The organism is Chitinophaga sancti, assembly GCF_034424315.1.
GTDB lineage: Bacteria > Bacteroidota > Bacteroidia > Chitinophagales > Chitinophagaceae > Chitinophaga > Chitinophaga sancti.
On the sequence record NZ_CP139972.1, the window covers coordinates 6,989,942 to 7,003,072 of the forward strand.

General features: G+C 44.4%; 10 protein-coding genes and 1 riboswitch. Of the genes, 6 read left to right on the forward strand and 4 right to left on the reverse strand.

The features are described 5' to 3' along the window. Positions 1-161 precede the first annotated feature (161 nt). Positions 162-2,288, forward strand: coding sequence for a carboxy terminal-processing peptidase (locus U0033_RS27600; RefSeq protein ID WP_072359883.1), 2,127 nt, complete (start codon positions 162-164; stop codon positions 2,286-2,288). Positions 2,289-2,376: 88 nt separating this feature from the next. Here the strand turns inward: U0033_RS27600 and U0033_RS27605 are convergent, their stop codons facing one another. Together U0033_RS27605 and topA are read right to left on the reverse strand one after the other, a co-directional pair. Further along, complete coding sequence (locus U0033_RS27605) at positions 2,377-3,252, reverse strand: transglutaminase-like domain-containing protein (RefSeq protein ID WP_072360252.1); 876 nt, start codon at positions 3,250-3,252, stop codon at positions 2,377-2,379. 123 nt (positions 3,253-3,375) lie between these two features. Further along, complete coding sequence (gene topA, locus U0033_RS27610) at positions 3,376-5,724, reverse strand: type I DNA topoisomerase (protein WP_072359881.1); 2,349 nt, start codon at positions 5,722-5,724, stop codon at positions 3,376-3,378. Between the two features lie 384 nt (positions 5,725-6,108). Between topA and U0033_RS27615 the strand changes: the two genes are divergently transcribed. Genes U0033_RS27615 through U0033_RS27630 form a run of 4 tightly spaced genes read left to right on the forward strand, consistent with a single transcriptional unit; the run spans position 6,109 to position 8,968 of the window. Next, positions 6,109-6,873, forward strand: a complete 765-nt coding sequence (locus U0033_RS27615; protein ID WP_072359879.1) for a Rossmann-like and DUF2520 domain-containing protein — start codon at positions 6,109-6,111, stop codon at positions 6,871-6,873. 50 nt (positions 6,874-6,923) lie between these two features. Beyond that, positions 6,924-7,445 (forward strand): KdsC family phosphatase, encoded by a 522-nt coding sequence (locus tag U0033_RS27620; protein WP_072359878.1) that lies wholly within the window; start codon positions 6,924-6,926, stop codon positions 7,443-7,445. A gap of 21 nt (positions 7,446-7,466) precedes the next feature. Next, entirely contained in the window at positions 7,467-8,408 is a 942-nt protein-coding gene (locus tag U0033_RS27625; protein ID WP_072359876.1) for a geranylgeranylglycerol-phosphate geranylgeranyltransferase, read from the forward strand. After that, positions 8,408-8,968 carry a Maf family protein gene (locus U0033_RS27630; RefSeq protein WP_072359874.1) on the forward strand — a complete coding sequence of 187 codons (561 nt, stop codon included), beginning with the start codon at positions 8,408-8,410 and terminating at the stop codon, positions 8,966-8,968. The genes U0033_RS27625 and U0033_RS27630 overlap by 1 nt, the downstream gene beginning before the upstream one ends. 85 nt (positions 8,969-9,053) lie before the next feature. Here the strand turns inward: U0033_RS27630 and U0033_RS27635 are convergent, their stop codons facing one another. Together U0033_RS27635 and U0033_RS27640 are read right to left on the reverse strand one after the other, a co-directional pair. Further along, complete coding sequence (locus U0033_RS27635; protein ID WP_072359872.1) at positions 9,054-10,235, reverse strand: homoserine dehydrogenase; 1,182 nt, start codon at positions 10,233-10,235, stop codon at positions 9,054-9,056. A 50-nt stretch (positions 10,236-10,285) separates the two neighbouring features. After that, the gene (locus U0033_RS27640; protein WP_072359870.1) at positions 10,286-11,464 is read right to left on the reverse strand and encodes a trans-sulfuration enzyme family protein; all 1,179 of its coding nucleotides are present in this window, start codon (positions 11,462-11,464) and stop codon (positions 10,286-10,288) included. A 128-nt stretch (positions 11,465-11,592) separates the two neighbouring features. Continuing rightward, a riboswitch (SAM riboswitch) is annotated at positions 11,593-11,715 on the reverse strand. 113 nt (positions 11,716-11,828) lie between these two features. Between U0033_RS27640 and U0033_RS27645 the strand changes: the two genes are divergently transcribed. Next, positions 11,829-13,130, forward strand: a complete 1,302-nt coding sequence (locus U0033_RS27645; RefSeq protein ID WP_072359867.1) for a DUF2851 family protein — start codon at positions 11,829-11,831, stop codon at positions 13,128-13,130. Position 13,131: the final 1 nt, after the last annotated feature.

Consider the following 13,131-nt stretch of genomic DNA (forward strand, 5'->3'; position numbering starts at 1 on the left):
TTTTAGTAGCAAATAACCGAAGTGAATGTGGTCGCCAGCGCCTTTAAAATAGCGCCTGTGCTACGTTACCTGTTTCTCAATCTTTTGTTAAAAGAAAACTGCCATTCTAGCACAATGGGCAATTTTGTGTTATATTTGATGATGTTCAATTAGGATTTTCTATGAGAAGAATGAAAGTGATTATACCAGTTATGCTGATTACCATCTCGATGGGCGTATTGGCTTTCAGCAAACTGCGTAAAGAAGACCCCCCTGGCAAAAATGAAGTAATCATTGGTCTGGTTGGGCAAATATTAAAAGATGGGCACTATCAGCCGAAGGCTATAGACGATAAATTTTCAAAGGAAGTCTTTGAAAAGTTCCTCAAGAACCTTGACAGTGAAAAGAAATTCTTCCTGAAGAGTGATATCGAGAACCTCAAACCATTATCTACTCATATTGATAATGAACTGATGGGTGAACCCCTGGATTGTTTCAATGCGATCAATGATCTGATTAAGAAACGTGTCGCTGAGGCAGCAGCGCTGTATCCTGAAATCCTGGCGAAGCCTTTTGACTTCTCCAGGGAAGAAAAGGTTACCCTGGATCCTGATAAGGTAGACTATCCTGCGGACGAAGCAGCCCGCAAAGAAGCGTGGCGCAAGGTGCTGAAATATCGTACCCTTGAAAAATATTCTGAACTGATAGAAGCCCGCGACAAGCAGGATAAGAAAGATACAGCAAAGGCTAAAACTGATGTACAGCTGGAAGCTGATGCACGTGCGAAGGTGAAGCAGGTATACGATCGTTACTTCGACCGTTTGAAAAACAGACAGGATGACAATGAGCGCTTCAGCACTTATGTAAACAGCATTACTGCTACGATGGATCCACATACTGACTTCTTCCCTCCTGATGAAAAGCGAGCGTTTGAAGAACAGATGGCTGGAAAATTCTTCGGTATTGGTGCACAACTGCGTGAAGAAGATGGTAAGATCAGGATCGTTAGCATCGTAACAGGTAGCCCAAGCTGGAAAGAAGGTAACCTGAAAGCAAACGATGTGATCCTGAAAGTTGCGCAGGGAGACAAGGAGCCGCTGGACATCACCGGTTATGCGGTGGAAGATGCGGTAAAAGTGATCAGAGGTGAAAAAGGTACCGTGGTAAAACTGACTGTAAAGAGTGTAGATGGTACTATTAAGGACGTTTCTATTGTACGTGACGAGATCGTACTGGATGAAACCTTTGCTAAATCTGCAATTATCGGTGGTCAACATAAAATTGGTTACATCTACCTGCCTGAGTTCTATGCAGACTTCCAGGACAGAAACGGTGCACGTTGCGCTGAAGATGTGGCTAAGGAAATTACAAAGCTGAAAGCTGAAAATGTAGAAGGGATCATCCTCGACCTCCGCTTCAATGGTGGTGGTTCCCTGCAGGATGTAGTGCAGATGGCTGGCCTGTTCATTCCGGATGGTCCGGTTGTACAGGTTAAATCACGCAGTGGAGAACCAATGGTACTTCGTGACCGTGACAAAAGTGTACAGTATGGTGGTCCGCTGGCAATCATGGTAAATGAATACAGTGCTTCTGCTTCTGAAATCATGGCAGCAGCTATGCAGGATTACAAGCGTGCGGTGATCATCGGTAGTAATTCTACCTATGGTAAAGGTACGGTGCAGCGGATGTTCAGCCTGGATGAGTTCTACTCCAATAAGGAGTTAGGTCCGCTGGGTGCTATCAAACTGACTCAGCAGAAATTCTATCGTGCAAATGGTGGTTCTACTCAGCTGAAAGGTGTTAATTCTGATATCGTATTGCCAGATCCATATTATGAAGTAGCTGAGCGTAAGGATAAAGATGCCATGAACTGGGACGAGATTCCAAAGGCTAATTTCACTCCATGGGTGGATCCGGTGCCGGTGGCTGCGCTGAAAGCGAATAGCGATAAACGCCTGGCTAATAACGAAGCCTTTAAGACGATGAATGAAAACATCGCTACGCTGAAAAAAATGGACGCTCAGGAAAGCTATTCTCTGAACTATCAGACTTATAAGACTGAGCAGAAGAATAATGCAAATGCCCTGAAACGTTATGATTCAGTAAATGATAAGGTGAAGGAACTGGAGATCTCCAGCCTGAAGGTTGACCTGGATAAGATTGGTAATGATACTTCTAAACTGGCCCGTAATAAGGATTGGCTGAAGTTCAGACAGAAGGATATTTATTTGGATGAAGCGGTGAATGTGATGAATGATCTGATTGGAATGACTGCTTCTAAGGTAAATGGAAGGTTAGCGAATAAGTAAGGATAAAAATATTCGACATAAAAAAGCATCTGTCTCTGGCAGATGCTTTTTTTATTGCCGGAAGGCGAGGGTGCTTTGTAAATTTATTTTATTCGCCGCTTAGTAATCTTATCAGGTTCTTTAATTCCTCCTGTTTATACATATCCTTGTCATCCTGAAAGCACTTGGACAATTCTTCCAGCAGGAATTGGATAATCCTGGTATTTGACTGTGGCGTATAATAAGAGGGAGTCGGTGGGAGAGACATCCGTTTCAGGTAGTTTTCCACATCCTGGTGGGAATAGATCTGGCCCTGGATGGGATCTATAAAGAACAGGATCCGGTAGTCGTCCGGGCTGGCGGGTTCTGAAAAATCGTAGAAGCTGTCAAAATAGGCGAGGATAAACTGCCTGGGGATATTCACCGCATACACCGGCAGGTCCAGCATGGCGCAGAGGCTTTGGTAGACGATACCATTGGTCAGTGGGTTCCCTTTCTTGGATTCCAGCACCTGGTTGATGAAGAACTGGTTTTTGCGCACATAGGCCACCTCTTCTGCTTTGAGCCCGAAGTAGTTGTAGATCATGCTATTCAGCACGTTGATCTGCTCCAGGGGAGTGAGGTAGTTATTGAGCTCCAGCCATATATTACGCTTGATTTTTTCGATTTCGTTGTGAACAGAATTTGCCTGCATATCAGGAAACTGATACCTGGCTATAAGGATGGCTCCCTGTAAAAGATCGGGCGCTTCTGCTTTATTCCATTGCGCCAGCGCCATCTGCAGGTCCATGTAATGGACTCTGTGAATCAGCTGTTCGATCCTTTCCTGAATAGATTCATCTACAGTATTTTCCCACAGATTCTCCAGGTTGGGAATGATCTCTTTCCCAAACAATAATATCTTGCTGGCAACGGTATCATATACCTCCTGATCCGGATCGTCCAGAAGATGGAACAAAGCATTTATTTCTTTGGTCTCGTGCATAACAAATCTAAATGTGCCGATGTGCAAATATGCTAATCCCTGAATCATCCAAATGGTATAGGGTGGTCTTTTCATCAAAAAGACAACCCTATATACACACCGGCACATTCGTGTAATAGCACTTTACTCGGCTTTTTTCTTTCTAGGAGGTGCTTTCTTTTTGGGAGGGTTTGCCTTCACGTCTTCGATGATGGCTTTTGCTTCCTCCACCGTAATATCTGCAGCAGTATCGATCTTCTCCTTTGGTATCTTGTAGTTTCTTAAGCCTTGTTTAATATAAGGACCATAGGGGCCTTTGAGTATCTGGATTTTTTCTTTTTCAAATACTTTGATGGTGCGTTCATCTTTTGCAGTACGTTTTTCCACGATCAGCGGGGCAATTTCGTCGAGTTCCACTGTGTAGGGGTCCATTTCCTTTTTCAGGGAATAGAATTTCTTGTCGTGTGCTGCATATGGACCGAACCGGCCTATGTTCACGGTTACATCTTCATCTTCAAATTTACCCAGGTTGCGTGGAAGCTTAAACAGCTCCATTGCTTCCTCTAAAGTAATAGTTTCGATGCTTTGTGTTGCTTTTAATTTTGCAAAACGGGGCTTTTCTTCATCTTCTGCTTTCCCGATCTGCACCATTGGGCCATAACGTCCCATCCGCGCTACGATAGGTTTGCCGGTAGATTCTTCGGTACCCAGTTGTCTTTCACCTTTTACTCTTTCAGCGTTTTCAAGGGTGTTTTCCACATCTTTATGGAAGGGGGTATAGAACTCATTCAGCATTTTGTTCCAGATCTTTTTACCATGTGCGACCTCGTCAAACTCCTCTTCGATCTTGGCAGTGAAGCCGTAGTCCATTACATTTCCGAAGTATTGGCTCAGGAAGTCGGTTACGATCATACCCAGGTCTGTTGGGAACAGTTTGGATTTTTCGGCACCGGTATTTTCAGATTCTGTTACTTTGGTGAGTTTGTCTGATTTCAGGGTCAGTATGCGGAAGTCTCTTTTGATACCTTCTTTATCACGTTTTTCCACATAGTTACGCTTCTGAACAGTGGTAATGGTTGGTGCGTAGGTAGATGGACGACCTATGCCCAGTTCTTCCAGTTTCTTTACCAGGCTCGCTTCCGTATAGCGGGGGGCTGGGCGGGTAAAGCGTTCTGTCGCTTTCATTTCCTTCAGGTCCAGTACCTGTTTCAGTGCGAGTGGTGGCAGGGAACCATCCTGTTCGTCTTCTTCATCTTCATCATCCCGACCTTCCATATATACTTTCAGGAAGCCATCGAACTTCAATACTTCACCACTGGCGGTCAGCTCTTCGTGGTTGGTAGAGATATCGATTTTGGCGATTGTCTTTTCCAGTTCCGCGTCACTCATCTGGCTGGCGATGGTACGTTTCCAGATCAGCTCATATAATTTACGGGTATCACTGTCATCTACTGAAGCATTCTCCATGTAGGTAGGACGGATGGCTTCGTGCGCTTCCTGGGCAGACTCGTTCTTGTTTTTGAACTTGCGGTGCTGGTGGTAACGTTCTCCGTAGTTGGTTGTAATCGCTTTCTGGATATCACCCAATGCGGTATCAGACAGGTTGACTGAGTCAGTACGCATGTAGGTGATATTACCACTTTCATACAGTTTTTGTGCCAGCAACATGGTTTTAGATACACTATAACCAAGTTTCCGGCTGGCTTCCTGCTGAAGGGTAGAGGTGGTAAAAGGGGCGGCAGGAGATTTCTTGCCCGGTTTTACCTGAATATCTTTTACAGCGTACGCTGCACCGACACATTGCTGCAGGAATTTCTCCGCGTCTTCCGCGGTTTTGAAACGGGTAGGGCCTTCGGCTTTGAAAGTAATATTCTTACCATTCAGGTCTTTGGCGATGAAGAAAGCTTCCACTTTAAAGCTGCTCACAGCGGTAAAGCCGTTGATTTCTCTTTCCCTTTCCACGATCAGTCTCACTGCTACTGATTGAACACGACCAGCAGAGAGGTGATTACGCATACTCATTTTACGCCAGAGCACCGGAGACAGCTCAAAACCTACGATCCTATCCAGGATACGTCTGGCTTGCTGAGCATTTACCAGGTTCATATTGAGCAGGCGGGGTTGTTGCACGGCTTTTTCAATGGCAGGTTTTGTAATCTCGTGGAATACAATACGTTTTGTAATCTCGGGGTCTAATCCCAGTACCTCGCACAAATGCCAGCTGATGGCCTCACCCTCACGGTCCTCATCCGTTGCTAACCAAACCTCGTCGGTAGACTTGGCTAACTTCTTCAGATCCTTGACAACCTTTTCCTTGTCATCGGGGATTATATACTTAGGCTTGAAGTTATTGTTGATATCAATGCCCATATCATCCTTCTCCAGATCACGGATGTGACCGAAGCAGGAAATGACCTCGAAGTCCTTGCCCAGTATCTTTTCAATCGTCTTGGCTTTGGCCGGAGACTCAACAATTACTAGATTTTTTGCCATGAATGCCGTCTTTATGTGCTACTAGATACGTAAAATTCCGTATTAAATTGTATAACCCGCTTTAAGTAAGTGCCTCAAAATTAGGTGCTCGCTGTGGGCGGGAGGATAGCCAACTGATCAAAACGGGGCTATCCGATTTTTGCAAGTATATAAAAGAAGTGGTAGAATAAAAAATCAGTCTCTTTTAAAACATTGAATATAAATGTAATATTTTTGGGAAATCCATTAAAAATGAATGATTAACAGTTTAATGGTTAAATTGCTGGATAACAACGCTGAACGGAAGGAAAACGTGCTGTACCATATAACTGTATGAGCCCGGTTACCAAAATTTTGCTTTTTCTTACCGGTACACCATAATATATTAATAACCACTTTTACCCGATGAACATAGTAATTATAGGCGCGGGAAATATTGCGCATTGTTTCGGAACATTATTAAAAATACACGGACACCAGATTTTACAGGTTATTAGCCGGAAGAAGGAAAATGCCCAGGTACTGGCAGAAAATTTACATGCCTCTGCTACTGACGATCTCCTGGATATTAACATGGAAGCAGACATTTATTTACTGGCAGTGAGCGATGCAGCCCTTCCGGAACTGAATGAGGAGCTGCGCCTGGGTAAAAGGATTGTTTTGCATACATCCGGCGCCGTATCCCTGGATGCGATCAAACGGATCTCCACCCATACCGGGGTGATGTATCCTTTACAGTCAATCCGTAAGGAAGTGAAAAATTACCCTGCTATTCCGCTGCTGCTGGAAGCCAGCAATGACGAGGTGATGCGAAGGCTGCAATCTATAGCACAGAGTATTTCATCCCGGATAGAGGTAGTAAGTTCTGAACAAAGGTTGCAATTGCACCTGGGTGCAGTGCTATGTAATAATTTTACCAATCACCTGATTACCAGGGCTAAGCAGTTCTGTGAGCAAAAAGGGCTGGATTTTAATTTGCTTCAGCCCATTATCAGAGAAACTTTTGAAAGACTGGAGAAATTTGCTCCGGAAACTGTGCAGACAGGCCCGGCTATGAGGAAGGATGAAGAAACGATGTCTAAACACAGGGCACTGATTCAGGATCAGCAACATCTGCAGGAAATATATAGGGTGATGTCAGATAGTATTTATGATTTCTATAATGCCTGACATCAAAAATCTATACTACTTTTGCGCAATACGATATTTTAATAAACGCAATGAACGTTTTATCTCTTTTTAAGCCCATCACCACTTTTGTGTTTGATGTAGATGGCGTGCTCACAGATGGTACAGTACAATTATTGCCTAATGGTGAGCAATCACGCAGAATGAACATTAAGGATGGGTATGCTTTGCAGCTGGCTGTGAAGAAAGGTTACCGTATCGCCATCATTTCGGGTGGCAGATCGGAAAGTGTGGTAAGCCGCTTACAGGGATTAGGAATTAAAGATATTTATACCGGTATAACTGATAAACAGGAAAAGCTGCAGGATTACGTATTTGAGAATGAACTGCAATGGGAGCAGGTCATTTTTATGGGAGATGATATCCCCGATTACCGTGCAATGCAGCTGGTAGGTCTGCCGGTATGTCCGGCTGATGCTGTACCTGAGATCAAAAGTATATCCCGTTATATCTCACCGGTAAATGGCGGAAATGGCTGCGTAAGGGAAGTAATCGAGAAAGTGCTGAAACTCAATGGGCACTGGACGGTTGACGAAGAAATAGCCAGCCGCTAATTTATTTTCAATTAATTGACTATGAAGTTACTGACAGCATTTTTTAAACTGGTACGGTATCCAAACCTTATATACATAGCCCTCACGCAATATTTACTGCAATACTGTGTAGTAGCTCCTATACTCCGTTATAATGGTGTAGAACCTTCCCTGTCAGTGGCATCTTTCTGCCTGTTGAGTTTTTCGACAGTGTTGATTGCGGCTGCTGGATATATTATTAATGACTACTTTGACATTAATATTGATATAATCAATAAGCCAGATAAAATGGTGCTGGATAAGGTAATCAACCGTCGCTGGGCAATGGCCTGGCACACCATTTTCAATCTCGCGGGGGTAAGTATCGGCTTTATTGCTGCCTGGAAGATAGGCCAGATCTACCTTGGTTTTACACAGGTATTGTGTTCGCTGCTGCTGTGGTTCTATTCCACTTCATTTAAGCGCCAGGCACTGATCGGGAATGTACTGATCTCTTTGCTGACAGCGCTGGCAGTAGTTGTGGTTGGCTTTTATGAAAAACAGATCTACGAGAGCTTTGAAGCGATCATGTCTCCTGAAGGCAGAAAGCTGATCCAGATTATCGGGATCTATGCTGTGTTTGCTTTTGTGATTTCCCTGGTAAGGGAGATTGTAAAGGATCTGGAAGATGTGATAGGCGACAGCAAGGATGGTTGCCGTACTATACCTATTGTGTGGGGCGTGGAGCCGGCAAAGAAGATCTGCTATGGCTTGCTGCTGGGATTGCAAATATTGATTGTGGTAGTAGAAATAAGAGTAGCACTGATAGGTTGGTATATTGCTATCGCTTACCTGTTAATTTTTGTACAGGTGCCATGTTATTATATTTACTCTTTATTGAAAAAGGCACACCTGCCGGAGCATTATCATAAAGTGAGTTCACTTGTAAAACTGGTAATGTTATCAGGTATCCTGTCGATGGTCTTCTTTAAATTATTCCTCTGATGTATACAGGCAAACGTGTAATACTGGGTAGCCAGTCGCCCCGGCGTAAACAGCTGCTGGAGCAGGCTGGCATTCCCTTTGAAGTGAAAGTGGTAGATACGGCGGAAACATTTCCTGCTGATATGCACATTCCGGATATTCCCGTGCATATAGCCCGTCAAAAGGCCATAGCCGTAGCGCCACTGTGTAAGGTAGACGACATTATTATTACTGCTGATACGGTAGTTGTATTGGATGATACAATTATTGGAAAGCCCAGAGACAGGGAAGATGCGATTCGTATTCTGAGTGCCCTCAGTGGAAGGGAACATCGTGTAATCACCGGGGTGATTATTCTTCGTGACGGACAGGAAGAAGCTTTTTCAAAAGAAACAGCGGTACACTTTAAGCCCCTGACGACAGCGCAGATCACTTATTATGTGGACAACTTTAAACCTTATGATAAAGCGGGTGCTTATGCGATCCAGGAATGGATTGGTGCGGTAGGTATTGACCGGATTGATGGTTGTTTTTATAACGTGATGGGATTGCCTGTGAGCAATGTCGTAGAAAAATTATAAAATAATAAACGGTGTCCTGATCAGAGCAGGAACACCGTTTGATTTTGGTTGGTTAATATCTTTATACTTCCTATTAACGCAAGATTTATTCCAATACCAGCAGGTTTACATCCGGATTCTTCAGCCATTTCGCTTCTTTCAGTTTTTCCAGATTGATCACCCCAACGATATAACGCCAGGTAGAGGATTCATATTTTTCAGAGATATTGTAGAAGTCTGGCAGATGTACCTGATCGGCAGTACGATAACGCAGATAGATTTTTAACTGCACATCGTTTGTAAATGCAGGTGAATTTGACTGTTTGATCTTCTTATACTCGTATCTGTAATTGTAAGTGAGTGCAGAGATATCGGATAATACTGCGCTACCTGTAGCGGTACCACCAGCGCCTTTTCCTACAAAGAATTGTTTGTCGGTAAATGCACTTTCTAGCAGGATACCATTATACTCGTTATATACATCATACAGCAGGTTGTGTTCTTTAACGAGGTGTGGCAATACAGATGCATTCACACTTCCGTTTTGTCTTCTGCAACCAGCGATGAGTTTTACTGTTGAATTTCTTTGTTTCGCAAACTGAATATCGAAATCATTCAGGCGATGTATACCGAAGTTGAATACTTCTTCTGGCTTTACGAATGTACCGAAGGCGTGTAACAGCAGGATCACGATCTTGAATTTAGGATCGTAGCCTTCGATATCCAGGGTTGGATCAGTCTCTGCAAAGCCAAGCTCCTGCGCTTTTTGAAGGGCTTCATTAAAGCCTTGATTTTCTTCAAAGATCTTGGTCAGGATATAATTCGTAGACCCGTTACAGATACCTTCTACTGCATTGAGCAGATCATTGTCATAATACTCTTCCAGGTTGCGCACGATAGGAATACTAGCACAGCTGGATGCCTCATAGAGGAATGGTACTTTGTTCTCAACCTGCAGTTGATAGAGGGCAGGCAGGTTTTCGGCGATCATGCGTTTGCTGGCGCTTACTACTGCTTTCCCATTGCGTAGGGCGGTGCTTACGATTTCGAAGGCTGCTTCTGTTTCGTTAATCAGTTCCACTACTACATCGATGGTAGGGTCCTGTAAGATCTCGTTCTTGTCTGTTGTGAAATAGCTGGCATCGATAGGACGCGGCTTATTGGGGTCTTTGATACATATTTTCTTAATACGCGCATTGATACCTTTAGTTCTGTTCAATACTTCGTAAAGTCCTTGTCCCACACAACCAAATCCGAAAATACCCAGATTGATAATTTTGTTTTCCATGTTCAATACTTAGTGCTGCATTCAGTGTCCGTTGCAAAACGGTTTTGCGTTTATTGTAAAACTGTAATTTGTTTACCAGCAGGCAGGTTCAGTTTATCCAGTGCCTGTTTGAGGTCATTGATCAGGTCTTCTGCATCTTCAATACCTACGGAGAGGCGGATACATGAGTCCTGTAAACCTGTTTTTTTGCGGTGGTCTTCCGGAATATTCCGGTGTGTCATAGTCGCCGGATGATCCAGCATACTCTTTACGCCACCAAAGCTTTCGGCGAGTTTGAACAGCCGGGTGGCGTTCACTACTCTGATTGCATTTTTGATGTTGTCATTTTTGAGAGAGAAGCTCACGAGTGCACCGTATTGCTTTTGTTGCTTACGGGCGATGTGGTGGTTTTTGTGTGATGCCAGTCCTGGATAAAATACTTTATCTACAGCTGGATGCGTGGAGAGCCAGGTGGCGATAGCCATGGCATTGCTGCATTGTTTGTCCAGGCGCAGGCACAGGGTTTCAATGCCCCTGATGGTGAGCCATGCTTCGAACGGACTGAGTATACTTCCTGAAATATTCTGATTGAAGCGTAACTGATCGGCGAGTGTTTTGTTATTGACTACTACCAGTCCTGCGATTACATCTGTATGGCCAGCGAGGTACTTGGTGGCACTGTGGATAACGATGTCTGCACCCAATGGAATGGGCTGTTGCAGCAGTGGTGTACAAAGGGTATTGTCTACCACCAGCAATACGTTGTGCTGTTTGGCAATCTTGCTGATTGATTTGATGTCAGAAACGCGTAATGTAGGATTGGTGGGCGATTCCAGCCAGATCATCTTTGTGTTGGGTGTGATGGCAGCCAGTACTTTATCGGTATTGCTGGTGTCTACAAAGTTTGCTTTGATGCCAAAGCGTTCGAACATATGCTGGAACATCTGGAAGATACCGCCATAAGTATCTTCGACCGCCATGATTTCGTCACCTGTTTTCAACAGTTTCATCACTGCGTCGATAGCAGCCATACCACTGGCAAAGGCAAAACCTGCGTGGCCTTCTTCGAGGCTGCAGATGATGTTTTCCAGCACCTTGCGCGTAGGGTTGTTCGCCCTTGAGAATTCGAACCCTTTGTTGATGCCGGGGGATTCCTGTACGAAGGTTGATGTCTGATAGATGGGAACGGAGATGGCGCCCGTCAATTCATCTACAGGGATACTATGTAATAACTGTGTGGCTATTTTCAACGCAAAGCAATTATACGGTTATGAAACTTATAGTTCAGAACAGATAACTACCCAAAACAAAAAAGGCTCTCCCGGAGTTGGAAGAGCCTTTTCAGTATATAAGTACGATGAAAATGTCAATCTCTGCCAACTTATCTATCTCTGGTTATGTGTATAACCGGAGCCGGAATTAGCACCTTTCCCTTGTTTTTAAACAAGGTTGGTTGCTAAGGCATCGCAGGGCCAAGTCCCTCCGCCTTTCTGGATAAGTCATGTGTTAAAGAACTGGGTGCAAAGTTAATGGTAACTACATCAGATTTCCAAAAAAAGAAAAATTTGGAAGTCTGGTATAGGAAATGCTAAATTTATTAGCAAAGAAAGGATTATGACCATTGTTCAAATTGCCCCGCTTCTCACAGAGGAGCTGTTCCAATATATTTGGAAGCATCGTTTGTTTACCATTTCCCATTTACATACGATAGAAGGAGAGGCTGTGCAGGTACTACAACCGGGAGTGCTGAACAGCAATGATGGTCCGGATTTCAGCAATGCAAGGTTAAGGATTGGTGATACAATCTGGGCAGGAAATGTAGAATTGCATTTAAAAACGTCTGACTGGTTCAGGCACAATCATCAGCGTGACCTTCGCTATCGGAATGTCATACTGCATGTCGTGTTTGAACATGATCTGGAGGAAGTGAACACACAGGGTATTCCTATTTTGGAATTGCAGTCGGCTATTCCTAAAATGGTGCTGCACAGGTATGCAAAGCTGAAGCATTCAGCAGATTTTGTGCCTTGTGCAGGGAATGTGGCTTCAGTGGAGCGGTTGACGTGGAGAAGCTGGAAAGACCGGCTGCTGGTGGAGCGAATGGAGAAGAGGGCGGATATGATGAAGGAATGGTTAAAGAAGAGTCATAATAACTGGGAGGAATGCTGCTACTGGGCCATTGCCTATGGTTATGGTATGCCGGTGAATGGGGAGGCTTTTCTGAGGCTGGCTCAGAGTCTGCCTTATACAATGCTGATGCGGAATAAGCATGATCTTGCGCAGCTGGAAGCATTGTTATTTGGGCAGGCGGGTATGCTGGAAGGGCCTTTTGCAGATGAATATCCATTAGACCTGCAGGCAGAATATGCGTTTCTGAAGCGGAAATACCATTTGCTGGCTTTGTTGCCTCATCAATGGCGATGGTTGCGGATGCGGCCTGCGTCATTTCCTTCAGTGAGGCTGGCAAGTCTGGCGGTGTTGTTACAGCAGGGGAGGGAGCTCTTTGCCCGGCTGCTGGAGATGAAGGATCTGCAGCATTTTCAGCAGGTATTATTTGTACAGCCCGAGGGCTACTGGAAAGATCATTACCGCTTTGATACGCCAGCCGTGGTAATGCGAAGGCCGGGAATTATGGTAACGAGGAATGTGATCATTAATAGTATCCTGCCTTTGCTGTATTTATATGGCAGGGAGAAAAAGTTGCCGGAATACCAGGAAAGGGCATTGGGCATGATGGAAACCCTGCCCGCAGAGGAAAACAATGTAATGGAAGGATGGAAAAAGGTCGGTATCCTGGCTGGAGACGCTGCCGATTCCCAGGCTTTACTGCACCTGAAACAGCATTACTGCGAGGAGAAGCGGTGTTTGCAATGTGCAATAGGGTGTAAATTGCTGAAGACAGGCATCAGCCTGTAAC

Excerpts from the sequence above, each read along its gene's own strand:
- U0033_RS27600 (WP_072359883.1), top strand. The coding sequence starts at position 162 with ATGAGAAGAATGAAAGTGATTATACCAGTTATGCTGATTACCATCTCG.
- U0033_RS27605 (WP_072360252.1), bottom strand. The coding sequence starts at position 3,252 with ATGCACGAGACCAAAGAAATAAATGCTTTGTTCCATCTTCTGGACGAT.
- topA (WP_072359881.1), bottom strand. The coding sequence starts at position 5,724 with ATGGCAAAAAATCTAGTAATTGTTGAGTCTCCGGCCAAAGCCAAGACG.
- U0033_RS27615 (WP_072359879.1), top strand. The coding sequence starts at position 6,109 with ATGAACATAGTAATTATAGGCGCGGGAAATATTGCGCATTGTTTCGGA.
- U0033_RS27620 (WP_072359878.1), top strand. The coding sequence starts at position 6,924 with ATGAACGTTTTATCTCTTTTTAAGCCCATCACCACTTTTGTGTTTGAT.
- U0033_RS27625 (WP_072359876.1), top strand. The coding sequence starts at position 7,467 with ATGAAGTTACTGACAGCATTTTTTAAACTGGTACGGTATCCAAACCTT.
- U0033_RS27630 (WP_072359874.1), top strand. The coding sequence starts at position 8,408 with ATGTATACAGGCAAACGTGTAATACTGGGTAGCCAGTCGCCCCGGCGT.
- U0033_RS27635 (WP_072359872.1), bottom strand. The coding sequence starts at position 10,235 with ATGGAAAACAAAATTATCAATCTGGGTATTTTCGGATTTGGTTGTGTG.
- U0033_RS27645 (WP_072359867.1), top strand. The coding sequence starts at position 11,829 with ATGACCATTGTTCAAATTGCCCCGCTTCTCACAGAGGAGCTGTTCCAA.